The 25,617-nt window shown below is 65.0% G+C and carries 25 protein-coding genes; 10 read left to right on the top strand and 15 right to left on the bottom strand.

The window, feature by feature from the left end:
- Positions 1–124: 124 nt before the first annotated feature.
- On the bottom strand, positions 125–973 hold the full coding sequence (locus AB0O58_RS22210; RefSeq protein WP_027496245.1) for a Bax inhibitor-1/YccA family protein: 849 nt from the start codon (positions 971–973) through the stop codon (positions 125–127).
- A 197-nt stretch (positions 974–1,170) separates the two neighbouring features.
- Between AB0O58_RS22210 and AB0O58_RS22215 the strand changes: the two genes are divergently transcribed.
- On the top strand, positions 1,171–1,596 hold the full coding sequence (locus tag AB0O58_RS22215) for a hypothetical protein (RefSeq protein WP_027496244.1): 426 nt from the start codon (positions 1,171–1,173) through the stop codon (positions 1,594–1,596).
- Between the two features lie 24 nt (positions 1,597–1,620).
- Here AB0O58_RS22215 and AB0O58_RS22220 read toward each other — a convergent pair whose 3' ends face one another.
- Positions 1,621–2,739: a methyltransferase gene (locus tag AB0O58_RS22220; protein ID WP_222083065.1), complete on the bottom strand. Its 1,119-nt coding sequence runs from the start codon at positions 2,737–2,739 to the stop codon at positions 1,621–1,623.
- Between the two features lie 91 nt (positions 2,740–2,830).
- On the opposite strand from AB0O58_RS22220, the gene AB0O58_RS22225 reads away from it, so the two are divergent.
- On the top strand, positions 2,831–2,953 hold the full coding sequence (locus AB0O58_RS22225; protein ID WP_255032376.1) for a hypothetical protein: 123 nt from the start codon (positions 2,831–2,833) through the stop codon (positions 2,951–2,953).
- A gap of 3 nt (positions 2,954–2,956) precedes the next feature.
- On the opposite strand, the gene AB0O58_RS22230 is transcribed toward AB0O58_RS22225, so the two are convergent.
- Together AB0O58_RS22230 and AB0O58_RS22235 are read right to left on the bottom strand one after the other, a co-directional pair.
- The gene (locus AB0O58_RS22230; protein ID WP_027496242.1) at positions 2,957–3,481 is read right to left on the bottom strand and encodes a peroxiredoxin; all 525 of its coding nucleotides are present in this window, start codon (positions 3,479–3,481) and stop codon (positions 2,957–2,959) included.
- Between the two features lie 46 nt (positions 3,482–3,527).
- Positions 3,528–4,100, bottom strand: coding sequence for an antibiotic biosynthesis monooxygenase (locus AB0O58_RS22235; RefSeq protein ID WP_287452447.1), 573 nt, complete (start codon positions 4,098–4,100; stop codon positions 3,528–3,530).
- 166 nt (positions 4,101–4,266) lie between these two features.
- Between AB0O58_RS22235 and AB0O58_RS22240 the strand changes: the two genes are divergently transcribed.
- Complete coding sequence (locus AB0O58_RS22240) at positions 4,267–4,764, top strand: Lrp/AsnC family transcriptional regulator (RefSeq protein ID WP_027496240.1); 498 nt, start codon at positions 4,267–4,269, stop codon at positions 4,762–4,764.
- Entirely contained in the window at positions 4,761–5,903 is a 1,143-nt protein-coding gene (locus AB0O58_RS22245) for an FAD-binding oxidoreductase (RefSeq protein ID WP_366238819.1), read from the top strand. The genes AB0O58_RS22240 and AB0O58_RS22245 overlap by 4 nt, the downstream gene beginning before the upstream one ends.
- A gap of 67 nt (positions 5,904–5,970) precedes the next feature.
- On the opposite strand, the gene AB0O58_RS22250 is transcribed toward AB0O58_RS22245, so the two are convergent.
- Entirely contained in the window at positions 5,971–6,618 is a 648-nt protein-coding gene (locus tag AB0O58_RS22250; RefSeq protein ID WP_052063193.1) for a helix-turn-helix domain-containing protein, read from the bottom strand.
- 110 nt (positions 6,619–6,728) lie between these two features.
- Between AB0O58_RS22250 and AB0O58_RS22255 the strand changes: the two genes are divergently transcribed.
- A complete protein-coding gene (locus AB0O58_RS22255) occupies positions 6,729–8,198 on the top strand; it encodes an MDR family MFS transporter (RefSeq protein WP_032371088.1) in 1,470 nt (489 codons plus the stop codon).
- A gap of 32 nt (positions 8,199–8,230) precedes the next feature.
- Here AB0O58_RS22255 and AB0O58_RS22260 read toward each other — a convergent pair whose 3' ends face one another.
- The 3 genes from AB0O58_RS22260 to pdhA all read right to left on the bottom strand — a co-directional run bounded on the left by AB0O58_RS22260 (position 8,231) and on the right by pdhA (position 11,685).
- Positions 8,231–9,526, bottom strand: a complete 1,296-nt coding sequence (locus AB0O58_RS22260; RefSeq protein WP_032375635.1) for a dihydrolipoamide acetyltransferase family protein — start codon at positions 9,524–9,526, stop codon at positions 8,231–8,233.
- A 75-nt stretch (positions 9,527–9,601) separates the two neighbouring features.
- Positions 9,602–10,606 (bottom strand): alpha-ketoacid dehydrogenase subunit beta, encoded by a 1,005-nt coding sequence (locus tag AB0O58_RS22265; protein ID WP_032375634.1) that lies wholly within the window; start codon positions 10,604–10,606, stop codon positions 9,602–9,604.
- Complete coding sequence (gene pdhA / locus AB0O58_RS22270; protein WP_032375633.1) at positions 10,603–11,685, bottom strand: pyruvate dehydrogenase (acetyl-transferring) E1 component subunit alpha; 1,083 nt, start codon at positions 11,683–11,685, stop codon at positions 10,603–10,605. Before pdhA ends, AB0O58_RS22265 begins: the two co-directional genes overlap by 4 nt.
- Before the next feature lie 134 nt (positions 11,686–11,819).
- Between pdhA and AB0O58_RS22275 the strand changes: the two genes are divergently transcribed.
- Both AB0O58_RS22275 and AB0O58_RS22280 read left to right on the top strand, forming a co-directional pair.
- Positions 11,820–12,299 (top strand): Lrp/AsnC family transcriptional regulator, encoded by a 480-nt coding sequence (locus tag AB0O58_RS22275; RefSeq protein WP_027496234.1) that lies wholly within the window; start codon positions 11,820–11,822, stop codon positions 12,297–12,299.
- Positions 12,300–12,582: 283 nt separating this feature from the next.
- Positions 12,583–13,614 carry a Glu/Leu/Phe/Val dehydrogenase dimerization domain-containing protein gene (locus AB0O58_RS22280; protein ID WP_045842106.1) on the top strand — a complete coding sequence of 344 codons (1,032 nt, stop codon included), beginning with the start codon at positions 12,583–12,585 and terminating at the stop codon, positions 13,612–13,614.
- A gap of 108 nt (positions 13,615–13,722) precedes the next feature.
- Here AB0O58_RS22280 and AB0O58_RS22285 read toward each other — a convergent pair whose 3' ends face one another.
- Positions 13,723–15,174, bottom strand: a complete 1,452-nt coding sequence (locus tag AB0O58_RS22285; protein ID WP_032375631.1) for an NAD-dependent succinate-semialdehyde dehydrogenase — start codon at positions 15,172–15,174, stop codon at positions 13,723–13,725.
- Position 15,175: 1 nt separating this feature from the next.
- The gene (gabT, locus tag AB0O58_RS22290) at positions 15,176–16,540 is read right to left on the bottom strand and encodes a 4-aminobutyrate--2-oxoglutarate transaminase (protein WP_032375630.1); all 1,365 of its coding nucleotides are present in this window, start codon (positions 16,538–16,540) and stop codon (positions 15,176–15,178) included.
- Positions 16,541–16,669: 129 nt separating this feature from the next.
- Here gabT and AB0O58_RS22295 point away from each other — a divergent pair, with 129 nt between their 5' ends.
- On the top strand, positions 16,670–18,166 hold the full coding sequence (locus AB0O58_RS22295; protein WP_032375652.1) for a PucR family transcriptional regulator: 1,497 nt from the start codon (positions 16,670–16,672) through the stop codon (positions 18,164–18,166).
- A gap of 28 nt (positions 18,167–18,194) precedes the next feature.
- Positions 18,195–18,905, top strand: coding sequence for a YoaK family protein (locus AB0O58_RS22300; protein WP_032375629.1), 711 nt, complete (start codon positions 18,195–18,197; stop codon positions 18,903–18,905).
- On the opposite strand, the gene AB0O58_RS22305 is transcribed toward AB0O58_RS22300, so the two are convergent.
- Genes AB0O58_RS22305 through AB0O58_RS22315 form a run of 3 tightly spaced genes read right to left on the bottom strand, consistent with a single transcriptional unit; the run spans position 18,902 to position 22,058 of the window.
- Complete coding sequence (locus AB0O58_RS22305) at positions 18,902–20,587, bottom strand: NAD(P)/FAD-dependent oxidoreductase (RefSeq protein WP_032375628.1); 1,686 nt, start codon at positions 20,585–20,587, stop codon at positions 18,902–18,904. The two genes, AB0O58_RS22300 and AB0O58_RS22305, sit on opposite strands and share 4 nt — an antisense overlap.
- Positions 20,584–21,429 (bottom strand): carbon-nitrogen hydrolase family protein, encoded by an 846-nt coding sequence (locus AB0O58_RS22310; RefSeq protein WP_032375627.1) that lies wholly within the window; start codon positions 21,427–21,429, stop codon positions 20,584–20,586. The genes AB0O58_RS22305 and AB0O58_RS22310 overlap by 4 nt, the downstream gene beginning before the upstream one ends.
- Positions 21,426–22,058, bottom strand: a complete 633-nt coding sequence (locus tag AB0O58_RS22315; RefSeq protein ID WP_032375626.1) for an XRE family transcriptional regulator — start codon at positions 22,056–22,058, stop codon at positions 21,426–21,428. The genes AB0O58_RS22310 and AB0O58_RS22315 overlap by 4 nt, the downstream gene beginning before the upstream one ends.
- A 115-nt stretch (positions 22,059–22,173) precedes the next feature.
- Here AB0O58_RS22315 and speB point away from each other — a divergent pair, with 115 nt between their 5' ends.
- Positions 22,174–23,133: an agmatinase gene (gene speB / locus AB0O58_RS22320; RefSeq protein WP_032375625.1), complete on the top strand. Its 960-nt coding sequence runs from the start codon at positions 22,174–22,176 to the stop codon at positions 23,131–23,133.
- 7 nt (positions 23,134–23,140) lie between these two features.
- Here speB and AB0O58_RS22325 read toward each other — a convergent pair whose 3' ends face one another.
- Entirely contained in the window at positions 23,141–24,040 is a 900-nt protein-coding gene (locus tag AB0O58_RS22325) for a universal stress protein (protein WP_027496226.1), read from the bottom strand.
- Positions 24,037–25,476 (bottom strand): amino acid permease, encoded by a 1,440-nt coding sequence (locus tag AB0O58_RS22330; RefSeq protein ID WP_032375651.1) that lies wholly within the window; start codon positions 25,474–25,476, stop codon positions 24,037–24,039. The genes AB0O58_RS22325 and AB0O58_RS22330 overlap by 4 nt, the downstream gene beginning before the upstream one ends.
- Positions 25,477–25,617: the final 141 nt, after the last annotated feature.

Here is a 25,617-nt window from a genome sequence, read left to right on the forward strand (position 1 = left end):
AAAACGCTCGGCTGGAAAACTCCAGCCGAGCGTTTACGTGATCTACTGACAGGCATCTGACCATCAGGTGTTGCGAGGACCCCTAGAATCCGCCAATCGGAGGGCGGGGCTTTTCGCGTGAGTACTAGTCGTTCTGGAAGTAGCTCAGCAGACGCAGGATTTCGACGTACAGCCAGACCAACGTGATGGTCAGGCCGAGCGCGACGCCCCAGGCTGCCTTCTCCGGAGCCTGTGCGCGGATCAGCTGATCGGCCTGGTCGAAGTCCAGCAGGAAGCTGAACGCCGCAATGCCGATGCAGACAAGGCTGAAGATGATGGCGATGGGTCCGCCGTCACGCAACCCGAATCCACCGTCCATGAAGAAGCTGGCGACGAGGTTGCCGAGCATGAGCACGACGACACCGATGAGGGCACCGACGATCATGCGAGTCAGACGCGGCGTGACGCGAATTGCACCGGTCTTGTAGACGATCAGCATGCCGAAGAACACGCCGAACGTGCCGAGGATGGCCTGGCCGATCAGTGCCGATCCGCCGACTCCGCCGAACGAGACGTCGGTGAACATCAGCGACAGCGCGCCGAGGAACACACCTTCCGCCGCGGCGTAGGCCAGCACGATTGCCTTGTTGTCCATCTTGCGACCGAACGTCGCGAACATGACCAAGCCAAAGCCGATGAGGCCGCCGCCGATCACGAAGGGGATGGCCAAGCCCGGATTACCCGAGACCAGGAAGTACGAGATGATCGCCGTGACGCTGAGCACACCGAGGGTGATGCCGGTCTTGGTGACCACGTCGTCGATCGTCATGGCCCGCTGAGCGGGCTGCGTGGTGTACGGGTCGGCCTGCGTTCCGGGATGCTGGCCGAACGTTGCGGCCTGCGAGGCTCCAGCCGTCGCAGATCCGAATGTGGCGTATCCGCCGCCCTGCTGCTTGGGCAGGTTGCGGAACACCGGGTTGCTGGAGGTGCGCACCGTGTCTCTTCCCTTCGTAAGTTCTGATCCCCACCGGGGATCTCCCCGTCGGTCATCAGTAGAACGTTCGACATCCGGACAAAAGTTCCCGTGACGAGAACCTCTACGTCGGACAAAACGGACTCTACCGGGTCGCCCCTCGACAGGCAGCCACGACCGCGTGTGTGACACCGAATCGAAACGGGCACTATGAGGAAATGGCAATCGAAGACGGACCCGACCAGACCTTGGACCAAAGCGAAAGCCTCGACTCCGACGAGGTGCGCAACGACGACGGCGACACCGTGGTCGATCCCCCGGACCACTGGAGCGAAGCCAACAGCTTCGGCACCACCGCCCGTGAAGCAGCCGAGGGTGAGAGCCTCGACCTCAAGCTCAGCGAAGAAGAACCCGACATCGCCGTCGAGGAGGATCTCGACCGCCCGATCACCGAGACCCCGGACGACGAACTGACCGAAGAACTGGTCGACCACGTCATCGAGGAGTCCGACGAGGATCCCGACATCGATTACGCGGAAGGCCAGCGTCAGGCCGAGATCGTCGAAGGGACTCTCGTCGAGGATCGTGGGCGCGACAGGGGCCAGATCGACGGCACCCCGGAAGACGGCGGCCCCGTCACCTGACGCTCTCGCATCTGGTCTTCACCGTTACTCGCTCGGGCGCACCGAGCGAGTGACGGTGAACTTGGTGTTGCGTCCCATCGGATCGGTGGGCCCGACGGCGTCGGCGAGAGCCCGACGATAGTTCAGGTGCGTGTTGAACACCGTCCACAGCTGTCCGCCCGGCCGCAGCACGCGTCCGGCGGCCTCGAACAACTTGCCTGCACCGCCTGTGTGTACTGCAGCGCCCTCGTGGAACGGCGGGTTGCAGACGATCAGATCCACCGACCGGGACTCGAACGTCGACATCGCGTCGTCGGCCACCACCGAGACCGTCGTCCCGTTCGCCTCGGCGGTGGCAGCGGCCGACGCAATGGCCGCGGCCGATCGGTCCGTTGCGATCACCTCGAGCCCGGGCCTGGTTCGAGCCAATTCGGTCGCCAGGATTCCACTGCCGCACCCCAGATCGACGGCGTTGGTTGCGCGAGGTGCCATCTTCGGCACGAACCCCAGTAGGAACCTCGTCCCGATATCGAGGCCCGCCCCGGCGAAGACCGCGCCGTGAGCCACGACCGTCAGGCCGAGGTCGTCGATTCGCTTGTCGACCGGATACGTCATCTCCGACGCCACTGCCCCGGTCGCGGTCAGTACCCGCGCCTTCTGCCGTCCCCGACCCGCCGTGACGGTCTCGAACGACCGCCCGAGGATGTCGTTCATCGCAGGAGTCATGTGTTTGTCTCGGCCGCCGGCCAGGACGACGACATTCTGGAGAGCATGCGCCGCGATGTGCTCGGCGATCTCGGTGAGCTCGGCCAGACCTCGCGGCAACTGCATCAACACGGTGCCGACGCCGTCGAGCAGTTCTGCACCCAGCCCGTGGTGGGTGTACGTGCCGACCATCGACACACGCGCCGCGTTCAGCTCCAGAGCGCGTACGCCGGTAACAGCGTCCTGGTGCACTCGCACGTCGGTGAACCCCAGGGCCGCCGCACCCAGAGTCAGAGCGCCGTAGCGATCACCGATCACTGCGATCGGTGCCGTGCGGTCGACCCCCAGTTCGTCGACGGTATCGAGCAGCAGACGATCTGCCGCGTCGACCGCATGCAGATTGGGTGCCTCGGCATCGGGCTCACGCCGCAGAGCTTCGAACAACGTTTCATCGGACACCCGGGCAGTATTCCACCGAACGCGACCGGCCGAGCGCGGTCGTTCCGCGCGGCAAGTGGCTATTGCGACCGATGAGGTGCATGCTCGGGGAATGGAACACAAAGACAAGAACGAGGCGCTCTTCAGCCATCCCGACGACGCATCGACCGATGCCTCGGCCGAAGCGACCAAGCCCGCCGTCTACACGGCCCTTTTCAGCGGTGCCAACGACTGACACTCACGACAGATACCGCAGGTACTCCAGCGCCTTGGTCGCGTGTACGTGACCGCGCTCGCTCTGCACCACCATCCGCACCGTACGGTGCCGATCGATCACGAACGTCGTCCGCTTCACGGACAACAACTGCCGTAGATAACTGCGACGAGCCACGTTCGAGTGGCCGCGCTCGAAATCCCGAAGTCGACGCCTACGGGCGAACCACCCGCCGCGCCGCACTCCGAACTGTTCGGCCACCGCACCGTCGGAATCCGAGAGCAACGGGAAGTCGAACGACCTCTGCAGCGCAAAATGTTGGTTCTTGTCTCGGGTATCGGTGCTGATCCCCACTCGCTGCGCACCGAACCTGCCAAACTCCGCTCCCAGATCCCGAAAATGGCACGCCTCAGCCGTGCAGATCGGACTGTTCGCAGCCGGATAGAAGAACAGGACCACCGGCCCCGACGCCGTGAGCTCGGTGAGCGCACGACGTTCACCGGAATGATCGGGCAGCTCGAAATCCGGGGCGGTCTGTCCGATTCGCATGACGCAGAGGGTACCGCTCGGCTCGCAACGAGCAGGGCCGTGGCCGTCAACCGCGCGGTACGAGCCACTTTCGCAGTCGTGCGGTGACGAACGGCATCACCACGTACACCATCAGCGGAGTGCACATCATCACTACGACCGCAGTCCGCAGGGCCACGTTCAGGTGGGTCAGATGTGGAGTGATCACGAGGTTCACCAACAGGCTGACGGCATAGAACGCAACACCGATGGACACGGCCTGCTTCCACCGCGGCGGCGGACCGCCCACGACGCGCACGGCGTCGGTCAGGTTCGACTGTGGCTCGAACCATCCCTCCACGCCGGAAAGCCGATGTGTCACAACGTCGTCCGCTATCGGTCGGCCACGGCCGAGCCAATCGCGCCTCGCCTCCGAACGCAACCACGCCTCGAGATGGTCGTGCGTCTCGAATCGATACACCACGTGATAGTCACTGGTTTCGGCCGAGCTGCGCAGCCAGCCTCCGCCGAGAAAGCCCGGGAAGGTTCGCACCAGGTCGATGCCCCGGTCGGTCCATTCGACGAAGTCCGCCTCGTGTCCCTCGCGAACGCGTCGTGCGACCGAGGTCGTGACGTGCTCGAGCGTGTCGGTCATGGCCATGGGGTCCCCTCCTGCGCTGGTTCGTCGTCGGTGCGTTCTACACAGACTGTGTCGAAATGGACCGAGTATCAAATCAGGAACCGGATTGCAGACCGATGGCATACCGAAGCTCGCTGTGTGACTATTCGTCCACGAGCTTCCATCGCGATCGGTCTGGAGTGGACGTATGGCACCGAGCGAGACCGAATACGAACTCGACGACGTCGACCGACGGATCGTCACCGAACTGAGCCGAGACGGGCGCATGTCCATGAGGGCCCTCGCCGAGGCCACCCACATTTCCCGCGCACATGCCTACGTTCGCGTCGACCGACTCGTCGACGAAGGTGTGATCGAGGGTTTCACCGCCCGTATCGCGTACGAGAAAGCCGGATTCGGCGCATCCGCGTATGTCGCACTGTCGATTCGGCAAGATTCCTGGCGGGCTGTCGCCGACGACCTCAGCACGTTCCCCTTCGTCGAACACGTCAGCCTGATGGGCGGCGACTTCGACGCCTTGGTCCTCGTGCGCGCTCCGGACAACTCCGCATTGCGACACCTGGTACTCGACAAGTTGCAAGGGCTGGACGGGATACTCTCGACGCGGACGTGGCTGATCTTCGACGAAGCAGTCGGCCCCGGAGCGCAGTGGTTCACGCCGAAGCCGAACAGGAGACATCCATGAGCGCCACCGAACAGCCCGCCCTCTCGGACGTCGTTGTCATCGGCGGCGGCATCGGCGGTGTCTCACTCGCATACGAACTCGCCGGCGACCGCCGTGTCACGCTGCTCGAGCGTGAGTCCACGTTGGCGTTCCACACCACCGGTCGATCCGCGGCTCTGTTTCTGGAGACGTACGGCAACACCACGATTCGCGCCTTGACCACCGCCAGCCGAGACTTTCTGGTGAACCCACCCGACTGCTTCCGGTCGGATTTGCTCACTCCGCGTCCACTGTTGCAATTCGCGGCCACGGGACGCGGCGATGCCCTCGAAGCGATGTACACCGACGTCAGTCGCCTCACTCCCGACGCGCAGCTGATCTCCCCCACCGACGCATGCACATTCTTCCCACCGCTACGGCCCGAGCTGATCGATTGCGCTCTGTACGAACCGCGTTCGATGGAGGTCGACGTCCATGCTCTGCATCAGGGCTTCGTCGGAGGGCTGCGACAGCGGGGCGGTCGGATCCACACCAAGGCTTCGGTGACCGAGCTCGAGCGCGTGAACGATCTGTGGCACGTGCGCACCTCGGACGGGACGACTCATCGGGCTCCACTGGTCGTGAATGCGGCAGGGGCCTGGGCGGATGTCGTCGGCGCGATGGCGGGGGCCCGCCACATCGGCTTGGTTCCCAAGCGCAGGTCGGTCTTCATGGTTTCCGCACCCGACGATCTGGACACAAAGAACCTGGCGACACTGAGCGACATCGACGAGAAGTTCTACATCAAACCCGAAGGCGCACAGCTGTTGTGCTCGCCGGCCGACGAGACGGCGGTCGAACCGAGCGATGCCCGTCCGGACGAGCTGGAGATCGCGCGGGCGTTCGACGACATCGCCGAGGTGACCACCCTGACTGCGCGACACGTTCGTTCGTCGTGGGCCGGACTGCGCAGCTTCGTTCCCGATCGCACCCCGGTGGTCGGGTTCGACCCCGAGCTCGAGGGCTTCTTCTGGTGCGCCGGGCAGGGCGGCTACGGAATCCAGACGTGCGCGGCGCTGGCCCGGGTGGGCGCGGCTGTCGTTCGCGGAGAACCGGTTCCGGCCGACGTGGCCGAGCGCGGCCTTCTCGAAGCGGATCTGTCGCCCCGCCGCCTCGGCTAGAGGCGCTGCGCGCCACGTGCGCGGAAACTCGACCTGGGCTACGAAGTTCCACTCACGACGTGAGACCTCAGCCGGCGACGACGCGTCGCAGATCGCGCACTGTCGTCCGATAGATGTCCAGCAGGTCTGCATCCTGCCCGCCGTCGATCCGTACCGCCCAGTCGTCGAAGGCGATGCGCAGGGCCATACCGGCACCTTCGACCAACAGTCGTGCATACGAACGTGATTCGTGGTCACCGAGACGCTCGGTCACCGCATCGGTGACGCGGCACAGTGTCATCGCGTCGGCCGCGAAGGCTGCGGCCCGCAGATGCGCGTCGATACCGATCAGTCGCCGAGTGCGTAGGAGTCGGTCGCGCTCCTCCTCGGGCGCTGTCGACAGTCGCTCGACGGACTGCTCGTACAACGCTTCGATTTCAGGCAGCGTGATGTGCTCGGGCGCGGTGGCAGCGAGCCACTGGTCGAAGTCGACCTCGAAGTCAGGGTCGATGCCGAGAACGGACTCCTCCTTCGAGGCGAAGCTGCGAAAGAACGTACTCGGTGACACCCCCGCTCGGCGCGCGATCTCGTCCACCGTGGTCGCGGCGCAGCCCTGCTTCTCGAACAGCTCGAGTGCGGCGCGAGTGATCTCGAGCCGAGTGTCTCGGCGACGTCGCTCTCGCAGGTCCGGCACTCGTTCGCTCATCCTCGTCCATCCGTCGGCTGCGGTCGTCATTCGCTGTCAACTTACCAGCAATCGTCAAGTTGACAGTCACTGTCATAATGATTGAAGCTATCTACATACGATTGCACGCTTCGATCCCATACGCGAAAGTTTGTCGACACATGAGTTCACCCGAGACCGACCGCACCCCCGACGAGCAACTCGCGCCGGGCAGCAAGCTACTGATCGGCATATTGGTCATCGCGGCCTTCGTCATGATCCTCAACGAGACGATCATGAGCGTGGCGCTCCCGACCCTGATGGTCGACCTCGAGATCACGGCAACGACGGCCCAGTGGCTCACCACCGGATTCCTACTGACCATGGCGGTGGTCATTCCCGTCACCGGCTACCTGTTCCAACGCTTCACACTGCGTCAGGTGTTCGTGACAGCGATGACCCTGTTCACCGTCGGCACCCTGCTCGCGGCCTCGGCACCCGGTTTCGAGCTACTTCTGCTCGGCCGCATCACGCAGGCCAGCGGGACGGCGATCATGTTGCCGCTGCTCATGACCACGGTGCTCACCGTCGTCCCGGCCCACAAGCGCGGCGCGATGATGGGTGTGATCTCCATCGTCATCGCCGTCGCGCCTGCCGTCGGCCCCACCATCTCCGGAGTCATTCTCGACTCGCTGAATTGGCGTTGGATGTTCTGGCTGGTGCTTCCCATCGCGCTCGTCGCGTTCGGCATCGGAACCACACTGGTGAAGAACGTGACCGAGACGGGACGGCCCTCGTTCGATCCCACGTCGGTCGTGTTGTCCGCCTTGGCGTTCGGCGGCATCGTCTACGGCCTGAGCAGCCTCGGTCATTCCGCCGAGGAGTCCGTCGTACCGGTCTGGTTGCCGTTGGTGGTGGGAGTGATCGCACTCGTCGTCTTCGTGCTGCGGCAGATCGCCCGCCAGGAACGCGGCGGCGCGCTGCTGGACATGCGTCCGTTCCGCACCCCCACTTTCAGCATCGGACTCGGCATGATCGCGATCTCGATGATGGCCCTGTTCGGTGCCCTGATCCTCCTGCCGATGTATCTGCAGAACGTGCGCGGACTCGACACCCTCGCAACCGGCCTGATGCTCCTGCCCGGCGGATTGCTGATGGGTCTGCTCGCCCCCTTCGTCGGCCGCATCTTCGACAGAATCGGGCCGCGCCCGCTGGTCATTCCCGGAGCCATGGTGGTGAGCGCCGCGTTGTGGTCGATGACGGTGCTGGACGCACAGTCGGCACTACCGCTGGTCGTCGGTATCCACATGCTGCTCTCGGCGGGGCTCGCGCTCATCATGACTCCGCTGATGACCTCCTCGCTCGGATCCCTTCCCACCCGCCTGTACTCCCACGGCAGCGCAATCTTCAACACCGTGCAGCAACTGGCCGGAGCCGCAGGAACCGCGTTGTTCGTCACCGTCATGTCGAACACCGCAGCGGCCCGAATCTCCGACGGGGCAACGCAGGTGGGTGGTTCCGAGGCAGGCATCCACACCGCATTCCTGTGCGGTGGGGCGGTGTCACTGGTCGCGGTGGCTGCGTCGTTCTTCATCCGAGCACAGGCAAGCAGTGATCGAGACGAGGCCGTGTCGGCGCAGCCGGTGCACTGAACCCCGGCGGCATTCACACCGCGCCGCCGCGGTCAGCCGAGCGCGATCAGATCGATCGGGTGAGTCAGCAAACGACCGACGAGGGCGAGGAATTCCGACCCTTGTTGGCCGTCGACCAGTCGATGATCGAACGAGAGCGACAGTGTCGTCACCGACCGTAAAGCGATCTCGCCGTTGTGTTCCCACGGCGTGCGACGGATGGACCCGAAGCACAGGATGGCCGCCTCGCCGGGGTTGAGGATCGGCGTGCCTGCGTCGACTCCGAACACCCCCACGTTGGTGATGGTGATGGTGCCGTCGGCCAGATCGGCCGGACTGCTCTTGCCCTCCTTCGCGATACGCGTCAGGTCGGCCAGGGCACGCGCGATGTCCACCAGAGAGAGCTCGTGTGCGTTCTTGATGTTGGGCACCATCAATCCGCGGGGTGTCGCCGCCGCGATGCCGAGGTTGACGTAGTACTTGGTCACGATTTCCTGCGCAGCCTCGTCCCAGCTCGAGTTCAGCGACGGATTCGATTTCAGGGCAACGAGAACGGCTTTGGACACCAGAGCCAACGGCGTCAGACGCACGTCCCGGAAATGTGTGGAGGACCGCAGCGACTCGAGGAGTTCGAGCATCTCGGTCACGTCGACGGTCACGAATTCGGTGACGTGAGGTGCAGTGAATGCACTTCGCACCATGGCCTCGGCGGTGTGCTTGCGTACACCCTTGATCGGAGTGCGCTCCTCCCGACCGGTCCGCCCGGATACCGACTGCTGCACATCGGTGTCACTCTGCAGGTACGACTCCACGTCCTGACGGGTGACGTCGCCGTGAGAGCCACTCGCGGGAAGCTCGTTGAGATCGACGCCGTTGTCCTTGGCCATCTTTCGTACCGGTGGGGCCGCAAGCGGCTTTCCGTTCTGGACGTTCGCCGCGGACGCCGCGGGTGAGTCGACGCGGCCACCGCGTCGGCTGGAGCCTTCCTTCGCGACGCCGTAACCCACGAGCACCGGAACGCGCTCGTCCTCGTCCTCCCCGGAAGAGGTGTTCTGAATCGGGGAAACGGACTGCTCCGGATCGGAAGCAACCGGTTCGTCCTCACCGCCGACTCTGATGTCGATGATCGGCACTCCGACCTCCACCGTGTCGCCCTCGGAAACATGCAGGGCAGCAACGACCCCGGCGAACGGGGAAGGCAACTCGACCGCAGCCTTGGCCGTCTCGACCTCGGCGATGTTCTGGTTGAGTTCGATGGTGTCACCGACCGCGACGAGCCAGGTCAACAGGTCGGCCTCGGTGAGGCCCTCCCCCAGGTCGGGTAGCGGAAAACTCTTGATGGTGGACATCGTCGAATCCTGTTCGGTCGGTATCGGCGGAGAATGTGAGATCGGGCGAAACGGCAGCTCAGCGCGAACGGCAGCTCAATGGGAACGGCAGCGGTCCACTGCGTCGAGGATCCGGTCGACGTCGGGAAGATAGAACTTCTCGAGCTTCGACGCCGGGTACGGCGTTCCGAATCCACCGACCCGCAGCACCGGCGCTTCGAGGTTGTAGAAGCACCGCTCGGAGATGCGGGCGGCTATCTCCGAGCCGAGTCCCATGAAAACCGGGGCCTCGTGTGTGACGACGAGCCGTCCGGTCTTGCGCACCGACGCTTCGACGGTCTCGAAGTCGATCGGCGAGAGCGACCGCAGATCGATGACCTCGATCGAGATACCCTCGTGTGCAGCAACTTCGGCTGCCTTACGGGCAGTGGACACCAACGGTCCGTAGGCCACCAGTGTGATGTCGGTGCCCTCGGTGACCACCCGCGCCCGATGCAGCGGGAAGGCGGTGTCGAGATCGTCGGCACCGAGGTCGATCGCACTCTTCTCCCAGTATCGACGTTTGGGTTCGAAGAACAGCACGGGATCATCACTGGCGATGGCCTGCTGGATCATCGAGTAGCCGTCGGCGGCGTTGCTGCAGGTCACCACGCGCAGTCCGGCGGTCTGGGCGAAGTAGCCCTCCGGCGATTCCGAATGATGTTCCACTGCACCGATTCCGCCGCCGTAGGGCACGCGGATGGTCATCGGGATCTTGACATTTCCGCTCGTGCGATAGTGCAGTTTGGCTACCTGCGACACGATCTGATCGAACGCCGGGTAGATGAAGCCGTCGAACTGGATCTCGCACACGGGACGGAATCCGCGCATCGCCAGGCCCACAGCGGTACCGATGATGCCCGATTCGGCCAGCGGCATGTCCAGTACTCGGCCGGGCCCGAAGTCCTTCTGCAGGCCGTCGGTGATGCGGAAGACGCCACCGAGCTTGCCGATGTCCTCACCCATCAGCAACACCTTGGGATCGTTCTCCATCGCGCGACGCAGGCCGGCATTGATGGCTTTGCCCAGCGGCAGGCTGGTGGGCCGTTCCAGGGTGGTCATGACGTGACTCCTTCGAATCCAGCTTGGTAGGAGGCGAATTGGGCCCGCTCGTCGTCCAGCAGAGAATGCGGGTCGGCGTAGACGTTGTCGAATACCGTCATCGCCTCGGGTTCGACGGTCTCGAGGCATCCACGTCGCAAATCGGCGGCGACGTCGTCCGCCGTCCGCTGGACCGAAGCCACGAACTCGTCGTCGAACACGCCGATTCGTCTGAGCAGCTTCTCGATTCGGTCGATCGGATCCTTGGCACGCCACTCGTCGTCCATGGCCCCGGATCGATATCTCGTCGGATCGTCGGACGTGGTGTGCGGCCCCATTCGGTAGGTGACGGCCTCGATGAGCGTCGGGCCGCTGCCCTCACGGGCTCGGGCGAGCGCCGCTCTGGTCACGGCCAGCACAGCGAGCACGTCGTTTCCGTCGACTCGTACCGACGGGATGCCGAATCCCTCACCGCGTGCCGCGATCGTCGACTTGGTCTGCACGGTCACCGGTTCGGAGATCGCCCACTGGTTGTTCTGGCAGAAGAACACCACCGGCGCATGGAAACTGGCGGCGAAACCGAGAGCCTCCGAGATATCGCCCTGACTGGTTGCTCCGTCTCCGAAGTAAGTGATGGCAGCACCGTCGGCACCCTCGAGCTGCATGCCGATTGCGTATCCGGTCGCGTGCAGACCCTGCGAGCCGACGATGATCGCCGGAGTCGTCATTCGATATTCGTACGGATCCCATCCCGACAGGGTCGATCCGCGCCAGAAGCGGAGCATGCGAGTGGGATCGACTCCGCGGCAGTAGGCGACCCCGTGCTCGCGGTAGCTGGCGAACACGAAGTCCTCGGAGTCGAGCGCGCGGGCCGAGCCGACCTGTGCCGCTTCCTGTCCGAGCAACGGAGCCCACAGCCCCAACTCGCCTTGCCGCTGCAGCGCGGTGGCCTCGGCGTCGATGCGCCGGACGACCACGAGATCGCGATAGATCTCCTTCATCGCAGCCGTGTCGATGTCCGCGACCAGAGGGGAATACGTCTCGTTGCGGACCACCGTTCCGGATTCCTTGATCAGCTGTATCAGCGAGGTGGTGTTCATGTCCGTGGCACTCTCCGTCGTGATGTGATGTCCTTCACAAGGACACCACCGACACCCAGCGTGCACAAGTGATGACTTCAGAATTACGCAGTGTGCACAATATCGGGTAACGACCGAGCTACAGGAAGTGCGCAATGACCGATCTCGACAAGACCGACGCCCGACTCCTCCTCGCCCTCTGCGCCAAGCCTCGAGCCACCGGCGTCGAACTCGCCACCACGTTGGGCCTGTCCCGCAACACCGTCCAGGCACGCCTCGGGCGGTGGGACGACAAGGGGTCTCTCACCCCCATCGATCACCGTATTCCGCCGAAGTCGCTGGGACGTCCGTTGCAGGCCTTCGTGACCGCTCAGGTCAATCAGCACACGTTGGCAGCGGTCACCGAGCACCTCCGCACGATCCCCGAGGTACTCGAGGTGTTCGGCCTGTCCGGTGCCGCGGACATGCACATCCGCATTGCGGCGGTCGACGCCGACGACCTGTACCGCATAGCCGGCCTGATCCTCGACATTCCTGGCGTCGAGCGGACGAACATGTCGATTGCCATGTCCGAGCTGATTCAGTACCGAACCAAGCCGTTGCTCGAACAGCTCGCCGACGACGGCCGCCGCTGAGCACCCCGACCATCCCCGCCGGGCCGATACCGACCGCATCACGCAATCTGCACGGTCCGAGCGATGCCGGTTGACCGGTCTGCGTCGTGCACGACACCCTGTGACGGACAAGACATCCGGGTAGCCGCTGCATCTGCTCCCATCCCCTGACCGAAAGAGACCGACTGTGTCCGTCGTTGCCGACCACTCTGCCGTCACACCCACTCGACATCGCTCTTCTGTTGCCCAGACCGCGAATTCGGCTTCGGCACCGGCCGCACCCGGTGTCTTCGACCGGCCCGACATGCCATCCGACTCCGCGCACGAGCGCGTGGTGTTCTGCCACGATCGAGACACCGGTCTGCGCGCGATCGTCGCGATTCACTCGACCGTGCTGGGACCGGCACTCGGCGGAACTCGCTTCTACCCCTACGCAACCGAGCAGGACGCCGTGACCGACGTATTGAGACTCTCCCGCGGGATGACCTACAAGGCGGCTGTCGCAGGGGTGGATCTGGGCGGCGGGAAGGCAGTCATCATCGGCGACCCGACCGTCATCAAGACCCCGACATTGCTCGAGGCCTACGGCCGGTTCGTCGAATCGCTCGGCGGCACGTACGTCACGGCAGGCGACGTCGGCACCAACAGCGACGACCTCGATATCGTCGCCGAAGAAACGGCCTACGTCGTCGGTAAGAACACCACTGCGGGCGGCACCGGCGACAGCGGTCCACAGACGGCCCTGGGGGTCTATCTCTCCCTGCTGGCGGCAGCCGAATCGACCTGGGGCTCCGACGATCTGACCGGCAGACGAGTAGGTGTCGAAGGCGCAGGCAAGGTGGGTTACAACCTGGTGGCGCTCCTGCGCGGAGCGGGTGCCGACGTGCTCGTGAGCGACTCCTACGAACCCGCCCTCGAACGGATCGCCCAGGACTTCCCCGGCGTCACGATCGGAACCGACATCATCGGAGCCGACATCGATGTGTACGCCCCGTGCGCCATGGGAGCAACGCTCGACGCGTCCTCGGTGGACCGGCTGTCGGCGTCCATCGTGTGCGGTGCCGCGAACAATCAACTGCTCACGCCCGACGTCGAATCGCTGCTGGCCGCCCGAGGCATCGTCTGGGTACCGGACTACGTGGCCAACGCCGGCGGCTTGATTCAGGTGGAAGGTGAACTGCGCGGACGAAATTCGGCCGAGGTGATGGCAACGATCGGACAGATCCGTACTACCGTCGCCGGCATATTCGCCATGGCACGCAGTGAAGGGATCCTGCTCGGAGCAGCCGCGGACCGGCTGGCCGAGAGGCGAATTGCAGCCGCCCGAGGTTACTGACCGCACGCCCGGTGCGCTCCACCCGGCAGCGCATGTACCGCGCTGGCCTCAGGAGTGGAGCGCACCGCTGCGATCTACTGCACCGCTGCGATCTACTGCGGCGCCCGTCTACTGCAGCGCAATGTACTTGGTCTCGAGGTATTCCTCGATCCCTTCCGAGCCGCCCTCTCGTCCGAAGCCCGACTCCTTCACACCGCCGAAGGGGGCCGCGGCGTCGGAGATGGCACCCCGGTTGACCCCCACCATGCCGGTGTCGAGAGCAGCCGAGACCCGCAGAGCCCGATCGAGGCTCTCGGTGTAGAAATAGGCCACCAATCCGTATCGGGTGTCGTTGGCCGCGGCGACGGCCTCGTCCTCGGTCTCGAATCCGACGATGGCGGCAACCGGCCCGAAGATCTCGTCGCGCAACAGGTTTGCGTCGGCCGGGATGCGGTCGAGCACAGTGGGTGTGAAGAAGAACCCGGGACCGTCGGGTGCCGATCCGCCGGTGCGGATGCGGGCGCCCTTGGCAACGGCATCGTCGACGAGTGCCGACACCGTCCGTCGCTGCTTGTCGTTGATGAGTGGTCCGATGTCGGTGCCGTCGCGATCACCGGGGCCGACCGTCAGCGCCGCGATTCTCGCGGTCAGCTTCTCGGTGAACTCCTCGCGAACGGACTCGGCCACGTACAGACGGTTTGCTGCAGTGCATGCCTCGCCGCCGTTACGCATCTTGGCGAGCATCGCCCCGTCGACCGCGGCATCGATGTTCGAGTCCTCGAACACGATGAACGGCGCATTGCCGCCGAGCTCCATCGATGTCCGGAGCAGTCGGTCGGCTGCATTGCGCACCAACAGCTTTCCCACTCCGGTCGATCCGGTGAACGTGACCTTCCTCAGTCTGGGGTCGTCCATCAACGGCCCGGTGACCGATGCAGCATCCGAGGCCGGGAGCACCGACAACACACCGCTGGGCAATCCGGCGTCAGCGAACACCTGGCCGAGCAGGAGCATCGTCAGTGGGGTGTCCTCGGCCGGCTTGACGATGACGGTGCAACCCGCAGCGAGCGCGGGACCGATCTTGCGAGTTCCCATGGCCAGCGGGAAGTTCCACGGAGTGATCGCCAGCACCGGGCCGACCGGCATCTTGGTGACCAGAATTCGGCCGATACCGGCGGGCGCAGGGGTGTACCGGCCGCCGATCCGGACCGCTTCCTCGCTGAACCAGCGCAGGAATTCACCGCCGTAGTTCACTTCACCGCGACTCTCCGCCAACGCCTTTCCCATTTCCAGGGTCATCAGCAGAGCGAAATCTGCTGCACGTTCCTGCAGCAGATCGAAGGCGCGCCGCAGAATCTCGGCTCGCTCCCGTGCAGGCGTCGCCGCCCACTCCGGTTGCGCCGCGGCAGCGAGATCGAGGGCCGCGATGCCGTCGGCCGCGCCCGCGTCGGCGACGGTGGTCAGCTCCTCACCGGTGGCGGGATTCAGGACGGCGAATCGCGCGCCGGACTGCGCGGGGGTCTGCTTTCCACCGAGCCACAGGTCGGTGGGCAACGAGGACAACAACTGCTCGACGGCCATGTCAGAGTCCCTTCGAAGCGTCGCGCAGTGCGTTCTCGAGGACCGTGAGTGCGTCGTCGAGCAACTCGTCGGAGATCACCAACGGCGGAAGCAGGCGGATGACGTTGCCGTAGGTTCCGCACGTCAACACGATCACGCCTGCCGCGAGTGCCGCAGCGGCAACGGCTTTGGTGGCCTCGGGGTTCGGCTCACGTCCACCCGGTACGACGAGCTCGACGGCGAGCATGGCCCCACGGCCTCGAACCTCACCCATGATCCCCACCTCCGGCATCAACGCCGTGAGCCGATCGACGACGATGCGTTCGATGTCGCGAGCGCGGGCGTTGAGGTCGAGGGTCTCCATCTGTTCGATCGATGCCAGCGCAGCGGCGCATGCGACGGGATTGCCTCCGTAGGTGCCGCCGAGCCCACCGGGATGCACGGCGTCGATCAGATCGGCCCGGCCCGTCACCGCGGCCAGTGGCATACCGCCCGCGATGCCCTTGGCCATGGTGATCAGGTCCGGCACGATCCCCTCGTGCTCGCTGGCGAACCAGGCACCGGTGCGGGTGAATCCGGACTGCACCTCGTCGGCGATGAACACGACATCGTGCTTGCGCGCCCACTCGGTCAGCGCAGGCAGGAAGCCGTCCGCCGGCACGACGAAGCCGCCCTCACCCTGGATCGGCTCGATCAGGATGGCCGCGAGATTGTCTGCGCCGACCTGCTTTTCGATCATGGAGATCGCACGGGCGGCGGCCTGTGCACCGGTGACGGCCGATCCGTCGGCACCGAGTCCTTCACGGAACGGGTACGACATCGGAACTCGATAGACCTCGGGAGCGAACGGCCCGAATCCACTCTTGTACGGCATCGACTTCGAGGTCAGAGCCATCGTCAGGTTCGTGCGGCCGTGATACGCGTGGTCGAACACGACCACGGCCGAGCGGCCGGTGGCGTGCCGGGCGATCTTGACTGCGTTCTCGACGGCCTCGGCACCACTGTTGAACAGGACGGTGCGCTTGTCGTGATCTCCCGGCGTGAGTTCGGCCAACTTCTCGGCGACCGCGATGTATCCCTCGTAGGGCGCGACCATGAAGCAGGTGTGCGTGAAGTGAGCGACCTGATCCTGCACGGCGGCAACGACAGCCGGATTCGACGCACCCACGGTCGTCACGGCGATACCGGCACCGAGGTCGATCAACGAATTGCCGTCGACGTCGACCACGACGCCGCCGTCCGCGTCGGCCACGTACACCGGCAGCGTCGATGCAACGCCTGCACCGACGACGGCCTTGCGGCGCTCGGCCAGCGCCGACGATTTCGGGCCGGGGAACGCGGTGACGATCCTGCGCTCCTGCGGAAGTCGGTATTCGATCGAAGCCATGGTCGCACCTTTCGGGTTGGTCTCTGTGCAGCAAGTATGCGACCGCGAGGGTCGACCGGAGACTGCCGATACGTACATTCAGGTACAGAAGCGCACGCCATTTCGTCAGGCACGATTACAGTGCGACAGGTGAGTGTGCAGATTTCCTGGTTGTTGAGACAACGCGACCTCCGGCTGAGTCATCGCGGCGGGCCCGAACGCAGCGGTGCCGCCATCACCTTCGCGCAGGCGACCGAGCTCACCGATCCGAGTCCGTGGTTGTCCGGCGGCGAGCTGATCCTCACGACAGGTCTCGGCTTCGACTTCGGCGGCCCCGCACTCGCGCAGTACGTCCGCACCCTCCGAACGGCAGGGGTTGCCTGCCTCGGATTCGGAACCGGTCTCTCGCACAGCGTGATTCCACGAGAACTTCTCGACGCGGCAGACGAGGTCGGGCTACCCGTCGTCGAGGTTCCCTACGACACTCCTTTCGCCGCGGTCATTCGGGCGGTCACCACACGCATCGCCGAGCAGGAGTACGAGGAAGTCCTGCGGGCGGCGTCGGTACAGAGTCGCATCACCCGCGCCGCACTGCACGGCGGTGTCGACGCGATCGTGCGCGAATTGGCGGTCGCCACGTCCACCTCCGTCGCGCTCATCGGACATCGCACCGAGTCGTTCCATCCGGTCGACGCGGCGGATCTGATCGCGCAGGCCCGCGAGATCGCCGACAGTATCCGTCCGTCGTCGTCACCCGCGACGGTGTCGGTGAGCGAGCCGGGCCGCACCGTGAGCCTGCACTCGGTACCGATCACCGCCAGTGCGCCGAGCTTTCTCGCGATTCGCACGAAGGGGCCCGTGACGGGAGTCGAGCAGATATTGCTCGGGCATGCGGTGTCGCTGATAACCCTCGAACTGGAAAAGCCTGCGCGGCTGCGCGCCGAGCAGACGGCCCTCAACTCGCGTGCGCTCGGACTTCTCCTCGACGGGTATCTCCTGTCCCCCGGTGACACGCAGGTACCGAGCTATCTCGCCGATGCGGCCGACGACGACTCACGCATCACCGTGGTGGTTCTCCGCGGCGCGACGGGGCGGACGGGTTCCATCGCCGATGCCGTCGATGCTCAGTTCCGCGCCCATGCACGGCCGACGTTCGTCAGGTCCACCGACGACGGTGCCGAGATGCTGCTACCCGGAGACGACGCGAATTTCGTTGCGCAGCTGATGAATTCGCTTCCCCGTTCGGTGTGTGCGGGGGTCGGCACCGACATGCACATCACCGAGGCCCCCACCGCGCTCAGACAAGCGCGGCTCGCGTGCGCGGCGGCCGGTCCCGGTGATCGGGTCGTCCACTTCACCGGGTCGATGCTGCTGGCGTCGGAACCGGTTCGGGAGTCGTTGCGTGCCATGGCTGCCGTCACCATCGCCGTACTGGCCGAGTACGACCGCACTCACACCGCGGATCTGGTGGGTTCGCTTCGGGCGTTCCTGGAGGCCAACGGGCACTGGGAAACCGCCGCTGCCCACCTGTCGGTGCATCGTCACACCTTGCGTAACCGCATCACACGATGCGAGGAATTGCTGGGGGTGGATCTCACGTCGGCGCGGGTGCGAGCGGAATTGTTGCTCTCCCTACTCGCGGCATGAGAGCGCCCCTCTGTGTCAGGATTTCGCGATGACCACCCCTCGTCCTGAACCCCAGATCTCCGTCGCCACCGCGAAGTCGGTTCGGCTCGGAGTGCTGCTGGCGGCAGTCGGCGGATTTCTGGATGCGTACACCTACGTCACTCGCGGCGGTGTGTTCGCCGGTGCCCAGACCGGCAACGTGGTGCTGCTCGGCGTGGACGTGGCGGGCGGGCGTTGGGTGGAGGCGCTGGTGTTCCTGCCGCCGTTGACGGCGTTCGTTCTGGGTGTCATGACGGCCGAGTTCATCGCGTTGCCTGCGATCGAGAGGATCGTGCGCAGGCCGGTGCGGGCCGTGCTCTGCTACGAGATCCTGGTTCTGGTGATCGTCGGGTTTCTGCCGGCAACGGTTCCCGATGCGGTGGTGTCGGTCGTCCTCGCGCATGTCGCGGGCGTGCAGGTGACGACCTTTCGGGTGTTGGTGGATTCGCCGTTCAACACGACGATGACGACCGGCAACCTCCGCACCATGGCCATGGCGGCGTTTCATCGTGTGGTCGAGCACGATCGGGAGGCGGGGATCAGGGCTCGGCGGTTCGGCACGGTCATCGCCGGATTTCTCGGTGGCGCTGTACTCGGCGCGGTGTCGGTGGAGCTGTTCGCTCTGCGCGCGATCTGGGTGGTGGCCGTCATGCTGATCGTTGCGCTGGCACTGTTCGTGTTCGACGAGCGCCCACCTCGATCGGCTGCAGCGAAGCGTTAGTCGCCCAGTCGAAGCGGCGCGATGGTGTCGAAGACGTCCCCCGGGCCCGGGTTGTCCGGTGCCGAGATGCCACCCAGGTGATGTACGACGCCCCATACCGCGTTCAGTGCTGTGTGAATCGCGCCCTCCGCCCAACCGGCGGTCCACGAGATGTCGTCGCCGGCAAGGAAGATGCCGCGGTGTCGGGGTTCGAGTTCGTCCTGCACGAAGTGGGTGAACAGTCTTTCCTGATAGCGGTAGTGCCCCGGCAGGTTGGCCTTGAACGCACCCATGAAGTCGCGCTCGGTCTCCCAGGACAGCGTCACCGGAGTCGAGATGATGTGGCTGCGGAAGTCGACGCCCGGGTAGATCTCCTCGAGCGATCGCAACATGATGTTCATGCGTTCGGTGGGATCGAGAGCCAGCAGTTTGAGCGAGTCGTCGGACCAGGTGTAGGACAGGCAGATCAGCCCCGGCTTTCCTTCGCCCTGATCGAGAAGGTATGTGCCGCGGCTCATCCGGTCGGTCAGCGTCATGCTGACCAAATCACGCCCGGTCACCGGGTCCTTGTCTTTCCAGAACGGCCGATCGACGAGTGCGAACACCTTCGTCGACCCCATGTAGTGGGTACGTTCGATGGCGGTCCAGTGGTCGATCGGGAACAGATCGTCGTCGCACCTGATGTTGCTGAGCAACATCCAACTCTGCGCGGTCACGACCGCGGCCGCGTACGTCCGAATGTTTCCTCGGTCGTCGTGGATCGTCGTGCCGCCCCCGGTGCGCCTGATCTCGGTGACGCGAGGCATCGTCGTGCCGCCGTTCACCGAGGACACCGACGTACCCGCCGGCCAGTACGCCAGGTCCGCGGGTGTGTCGGTCCACAACCGCATCGGCAACTGCTGTGACCCGCCGACTATGCCGCGGTGGTGATCGTCGGCTGCGGTGATGACGACACGAAGGATCTCGAGAATGGAGTTGGGATAGTCGGTGTCCCAACCTCCTGTTCCGAAACCTACCTGGCCGAACAACTCTCGCATGCGAAACGACGAGAAATGCTCGGACGCAGCGAGGAATCCGTAGAAGGTCTGATCGTCGAATTTGACGATCAGTTCGTTCCAGATGCGCTTGATCTCGGCCGCGTCCCGCCGGCGGATGGCGCGCTGCAACGGAATCAGTTCGGCGTGCTCCTCGAGCGTTCTGTTCCATGCCTCGGCGACCTCGGCGAAGATCGGCGGGAGATCCTCGAGCTTGCGGGCGTAGTGGCTGGTGCCCTTGAGATCGATCACCGTACTGGGGGTCGCCTCGGCCAACGGGTTCGGAAACGGAGTCGTCTCGAGCCCGACGGAGTCGAGGTAGTGGAACAACGCGGTCGAGGACGGCGGAAACCGCATCGCGCCCATCTCGGCCACCACACCCGGATGCCCCTCGAACGGCACCGATCGCATGCGGCCGCCGATTCGATCCGATTCGTAGACAACCGGTTCCAGGCCGAGCCGAAGCAACTCGCGGGCCACGACCATTCCTGCGAGTCCGCCGCCGACCACCGCGACTCGGGTACCGAGTGCGGCGTCGGGAACGCTACCCAGGCCGGCCGGGTGGGCGAGGTAATCGTCGTAAGCGAACGGAAAGTCCGGCCCGAACATGGTGAGCGGTTGTTCGTCCTCGAACTCGATCGCGCTGTCCGGGGTGACGGGTGTGGTCATCTGTCGTTCTCCTGCTCGGCTCGTACCGGGCCTGCGGTCCCTGCGGGACGAGGTGCCGTCCGATACAGATCCGGACGTCGGTCGGAAAGGTGGGTGTTGATCGCTCGGGACCTGTCGAGGTCGGCGGGGTCCAAGTGCACCGTCAACAGTTGCTCGTGCACACCGGCTCTGGCGATGTCGGTGCCATCGGGAGCAACGGCGCACGTCAGGCCGCAATAGGTCAGAGTCGACTCGGTGCCGCACCGGTTGACGTAGGTGACGAACACCTGACTCTCGTAGGCCCGCGTGGGAACCACGTGGGTTGCGATGATCTCGAACGGCGACATCAGACCGGTAGGGACGATCAACCATTGCGTACCCGCGTCGGCGTGCGCGCGGACGGTCTCCGGAAATTCGACGTCGTAACAGGTAAGCAGACCGCAGCGCAGATCTCCGAAGTCGAACTGCACCACCAACTCCTGGCCGGGGGTGAAGTGGGCACGATCGAGCTCACCGAACAGGTGCGTCTTGCGGTAACGCGCCAGTGACGTACCGGTCGCGTCGACCACCTGAACGGCGTTGTACACCGACTCGCCGCTGCGTTCGGGATATCCGTACACGATCGCGACGCCGTGAGCACGGGCGATCTGTGCGACCCTCCCGAAGATCGGCCCGTCGAACGGTTCGGCACGATCGACGACGAGTTCACCGATGTCGTAACCGCTGACCGACATCTCCGGGGTGACCAGGATCGATGCACCTGCCGCCGCGGCTGCCGCAGCCGCAGCATCGAGTGCCGTCAGGTTGGCCTCGACATCGCCGGAGTCCTCCGGCCCCTGATAGAGCGAGACGGTGTTCGTCACCGATGCAACCCCGGCTTTCCGATCGGTAGTTCTTCGGGCAGTGCCGGTGCCAGTACCCACAACACTCGCGCCCCACCGCTGCTGTCGCTGCGGAAACTGTGCCGACGGCGCGGCGAGAACGTGAAGGCGTCCCCCGCCCCGAGAGAGATGTCGTCCCCGCCGAAGTCCGCGCCGGGATCGGCTTCGAAGATCACCCGTAGCTCGCCGTCGATCACGTACACGAAGCTCACATCGAGCGGCAGCGTGTACGCCTCGGGCCCACTTCCGCCGCCGTGTTCGATATGCCCCAACAACACCTGCACGCGACGCTCCCCTACCGGCGTCAGCAGATACTCGGTCATCTGTTCTCCACCGAACATGATGCGCGGCAACGACTGTGCGCGTACCACTTCGCCGACGGGTGCGTCGTCGAACAGCGAGCCGACCGGTACGTCGAGCGCGGCGCAGACTCTAACCAGGGATGCGACCGATGCGTTCACCTGATCGCGCTCGAGCTTGGACAGATACCCCTTGGTGACCCCGCAGGTGTAGGCGAGCGCGTCGAGCGTGAGCCGCTTCTTCAGGCGCGCCTCCTTCAGGCGCGCACCGATCCGTGGCGCATCGACGTCGACCTGCGCGGCTGAAGACACCCTTTTCGCCTTTCAGGAAACTTGTGTTGACAAGACCGAGCATCAGAGTAACGCTTGCCGAGCGACATGGTCGACCTTTCGACGGCCGGGCGCTCGACTGCGGAGGGACATCTCGATGAATGCGAACAACCCGGAACACACCCCGGTCGGCCCGCTCGACGCCACCAAGGTCCCCCGTTACGCCGAACCGACGACATTCGCGCGACTCCCCCGGCTCGACGAGCTGTCGCGGGCAGACGTGACGATTCTCGGCGTACCGTTCGATTCGGGGGTGAGCTACCGGCCGGGTGCGCGCTTCGGACCCGGCCACATCCGTGCGGCGTCGAAACTGTTGCGGCCGTACAACCCTGCCCTGCAGGTCTCGCCGTTCGCACGCCAACAGGTAGCCGACTTCGGCGACATCGGGGTCAATCCGTTCGACATCACCGAAGCGCTGCAGACCGTGCACGATGCCGTGACGAACCTGCGTGCCGACGGCTCTTCGGTGCTGACTCTCGGCGGCGACCACACCATCGCGCTCCCGATCCTGCGTTCGCTCGCGCGTGATCACGGGCCGATTGCGGTGTTGCACTTCGACGCCCACCTCGATACCTGGGATACGTATTTCGGTGCGCCGTACACACACGGGACGCCGTTCCGACGAGCCAGCGAGGAAGGGCTCATCGACCTCGAACGCTCCCAGCACATCGGTATCCGCGGCCCTCTCTACAGTGAGCAGGACCTCGAGGACGACCGGGTTCTCGGCTTCCAGGTGATTCGCTCCGACGACTACGAGGTCGACGGCGTGGCCAGCATCGTCGAGCGGATGCGTCGTCGCCTCGACGGTGGCCCGGTCTACGTCTCGGTCGACATCGACGTTCTCGATCCCGCGCATGCTCCGGGCACCGGCACACCCGAGGCCGGCGGGATGACCTCGCGCGAGTTGCTCAACACGCTGCGCGGTCTCGTGGGGCTCAACGTGGTCGGTGCCGACATCGTGGAAGTCGCACCCGCATACGACCACGCCGAGATCACCGGCATCGCGGCGGCCCATGTCGCGTACGAGTTGCTGTCGGTGCTGGCGCTGAACCGGTAGCGGGCACTCACCGGCGCGGCAACACCAGAATGGGTACGGGCGAGTGGCGGATGATCTTCGTTGCCCGTGAACCGAGGAACACCCGAGCGATCGGACCCAACGGCCCGGACGATCCGATGGTCAGCACTTCGCCGTCCTGCCAGTGCAGTTCGTCGAGTGCTTCTCGCCAGCTGCCCGCGGTCGCCAACTCGGTGTCGACGCGGTCGGCCGGTAACCCCACCGCGACAGCGTCGTCCACCGCAGCGGTCAGCGCCTCGCTCAGTCCTCGGGCGAGCTCCGCTGCTACGTCGTCCTCGGCTCGCAGCCCGATCTCGGGCGGATACATCGTTGCCCCGCGAACGACGAACGAGGCCAAGCGAAGTGGCACACCGGTGTCGCGGGCCAACTCCGCTGTGGGCCCGACGACGCGGGTGGCCTCGCTGTCGCCCGAGAACGCGCAGGTGATCCGCGTCAGGACGGCCCGATCTCGAATGCGGTAGCCGCGCGGGGCCAACGCGACGGTGACCGGCGAGGAATGGAGCAACTTGTCCGCGGTGGAACCGACGACAACTTGCCCGAGAGCACCGTCACCCGAGGAACCCAGAACCAGGATCGACGCCCCGGTGGTCTCCGCGGCCTCGGTCAATGCAGTGGACACCGAGCGGTGCGACATCCGGTGGAACGACGCCGCGACATCGGGTGCGCGTTCCTCCAAGTAGTGACGGGCTTTCGCCTCCGACTCGGTGGCCGTCGACGCGGCCCAGTCGGCGAACTCGGCGTCGACCCGGGCCATCGACGGCGTCGACCACGGCTTGGGAACCACGGTTGCCACGTCGATGTTCGTGGTCAGGGATCGGGCCAGTTGCGCACCGAGATCGAGGGCACCGACACTTCCCTTGCCGGGCGCGAAGGCGATCAGCACGCTCATTCCGCGTCCTTTCCGACCGATCGAAGCGCCGAATGATGCCGACCCCACAGGAAGTAGAACGCGAGAACCACGGCGAGCCAGAGCCCGAACCAGAACCACGTGGTCCAGCGCAAGCCGGACAGGATGTAGATGCACGCGGCGATGGACAGGATCGGTGTCACCGGGTAGCCCGGTACCTTGAACGGACGCTCGAGGTCGGGCATCGTCCGGCGCAGGACGATCACGCCGATGGCCACGACGATGAACGCGACGAGCGTTCCGATCGACACCAGATCGGCCAACTTGTCCAGCGGAACGAACGCGGCGAGTACAGAGATGATGACCGCGACGACGATGGTGTTGTTGACGGGGGTGTGAGTCCGGGGACTGACCTTCGCGAACGCCTTGGGCAGCATCCCGTCTCGGCCCATGGCGAACAGAATGCGCGTCTGCCCGTACATCGTCACCAGAGTCACCGAGAAGATCGAGATCACCGCGCCCGCCGCCAGAATCGTGGCCGGCCATGCCCGTCCGGTCACATTTCGGAGAATCTCGGCCAACCCGGCTTCTTCCTGCCCGGCGAATGCTGTCCACGGCTGAGTTCCCAACGCCGCGACCGCAACAACGAGGTAGAAGACGATCACCACGACGAGTGCGGCAATGATGGCTCGCGGCATGGTTTTCTGTGGATTCTTCACCTCGTCCCCGGCTGTCGAGACGGCGTCGAGACCGATGAACGAGAAGAAAATGGTGCCGGCCGCCGCGGTGACACCTGCCGCTCCGAGCGGCATGAAGTCCGAGAAGTTGCCGGAATCGAAGGCGGTGAATCCGACGACGGCGAACAGCGCGAGCACGCCCAGCTTGATGACGACCATGACTGCGTTCACCGCTGCGGACTCGCTCGCACCGCGAATGAGCAACACGGCGCACAGAACGATCAGCACGACGGCGGGCAGATTCAGGATTCCCGGATCGGCGTCACCCGGTGCCGCGGACAACGCGTGCGGGATGGTGAAGCCGAAGAGATTGCCGAGAAGTTCGTTGAGGTATCCGCTCCAGCCGACCGCCACCGCGGCACTCGACACCCCGTACTCCAGCAGCAGGCAGGCCGCAACACCCATCGCGACCACCTCCCCCATCGTCACGTATGCGTAGGAGTACGTCGATCCCGACACCGGCACCGCCGAGGCCATTTCGGCGTAACAGATAGCGGCGAGCCCGGCGGCAATTCCTGCGGCCAGGAACGACAAGACCACGGCTGGACCGGCTTCGGGAACAGCGAGCGAGAGCACGAAGAAGATGCCGGTACCGATGGTCGCTCCCACTCCGAACATCGTCAGTTGGAACGTCCCGATGGTGCGTTCCAGACCACCGGGCTGCTGGTCCGGTTCTGCGATCGGTTTCTTGCGGAACAACTGCGAGCGCAGACCCGATGCGGGTCCGTTCGACGATGTCATGGTCGAGACTCCCAACGTGAAGACGAACGGTGCGGACCGAACCGTGCCGCGGGCGGTACAGCAGCCGACGCGAGGCGATTTCGGTGATTCTGCTCCCCGAGCCACCCGGTCGCACACCGAACACGCCGCGCGGTCCACGAG

Source organism: Rhodococcus sp. NPDC080181 (genome assembly GCF_040702225.1).
Lineage (GTDB): Bacteria > Actinomycetota > Actinomycetes > Mycobacteriales > Mycobacteriaceae > Rhodococcoides > Rhodococcoides fascians.

Bases quoted from the DNA above. Each gene is read 5' to 3' on its own strand.
- AB0O58_RS22215 (WP_027496244.1), top strand. From the start codon at position 1,171: ATGGCAATCGAAGACGGACCCGACCAGACCTTGGACCAAAGCGAAAGC.
- AB0O58_RS22225 (WP_255032376.1), top strand. From the start codon at position 2,831: ATGGAACACAAAGACAAGAACGAGGCGCTCTTCAGCCATCCCGACGAC.
- AB0O58_RS22230 (WP_027496242.1), bottom strand. From the start codon at position 3,481: ATGCGAATCGGACAGACCGCCCCGGATTTCGAGCTGCCCGATCATTCC.
- AB0O58_RS22235 (WP_287452447.1), bottom strand. From the start codon at position 4,100: ATGGCCATGACCGACACGCTCGAGCACGTCACGACCTCGGTCGCACGA.
- AB0O58_RS22240 (WP_027496240.1), top strand. From the start codon at position 4,267: ATGGCACCGAGCGAGACCGAATACGAACTCGACGACGTCGACCGACGG.
- AB0O58_RS22245 (WP_366238819.1), top strand. From the start codon at position 4,761: ATGAGCGCCACCGAACAGCCCGCCCTCTCGGACGTCGTTGTCATCGGC.
- AB0O58_RS22250 (WP_052063193.1), bottom strand. From the start codon at position 6,618: ATGACGACCGCAGCCGACGGATGGACGAGGATGAGCGAACGAGTGCCG.
- AB0O58_RS22255 (WP_032371088.1), top strand. From the start codon at position 6,729: ATGAGTTCACCCGAGACCGACCGCACCCCCGACGAGCAACTCGCGCCG.
- AB0O58_RS22260 (WP_032375635.1), bottom strand. From the start codon at position 9,526: ATGTCCACCATCAAGAGTTTTCCGCTACCCGACCTGGGGGAGGGCCTC.
- AB0O58_RS22265 (WP_032375634.1), bottom strand. From the start codon at position 10,606: ATGACCACCCTGGAACGGCCCACCAGCCTGCCGCTGGGCAAAGCCATC.
- pdhA (WP_032375633.1), bottom strand. From the start codon at position 11,685: ATGAACACCACCTCGCTGATACAGCTGATCAAGGAATCCGGAACGGTG.
- AB0O58_RS22275 (WP_027496234.1), top strand. From the start codon at position 11,820: ATGACCGATCTCGACAAGACCGACGCCCGACTCCTCCTCGCCCTCTGC.
- AB0O58_RS22280 (WP_045842106.1), top strand. From the start codon at position 12,583: ATGCCATCCGACTCCGCGCACGAGCGCGTGGTGTTCTGCCACGATCGA.
- AB0O58_RS22285 (WP_032375631.1), bottom strand. From the start codon at position 15,174: ATGGCCGTCGAGCAGTTGTTGTCCTCGTTGCCCACCGACCTGTGGCTC.
- gabT (WP_032375630.1), bottom strand. From the start codon at position 16,540: ATGGCTTCGATCGAATACCGACTTCCGCAGGAGCGCAGGATCGTCACC.
- AB0O58_RS22300 (WP_032375629.1), top strand. From the start codon at position 18,195: ATGACCACCCCTCGTCCTGAACCCCAGATCTCCGTCGCCACCGCGAAG.
- AB0O58_RS22305 (WP_032375628.1), bottom strand. From the start codon at position 20,587: ATGACCACACCCGTCACCCCGGACAGCGCGATCGAGTTCGAGGACGAA.
- speB (WP_032375625.1), top strand. From the start codon at position 22,174: ATGAATGCGAACAACCCGGAACACACCCCGGTCGGCCCGCTCGACGCC.
- AB0O58_RS22325 (WP_027496226.1), bottom strand. From the start codon at position 24,040: ATGAGCGTGCTGATCGCCTTCGCGCCCGGCAAGGGAAGTGTCGGTGCC.
- AB0O58_RS22330 (WP_032375651.1), bottom strand. From the start codon at position 25,476: ATGACATCGTCGAACGGACCCGCATCGGGTCTGCGCTCGCAGTTGTTC.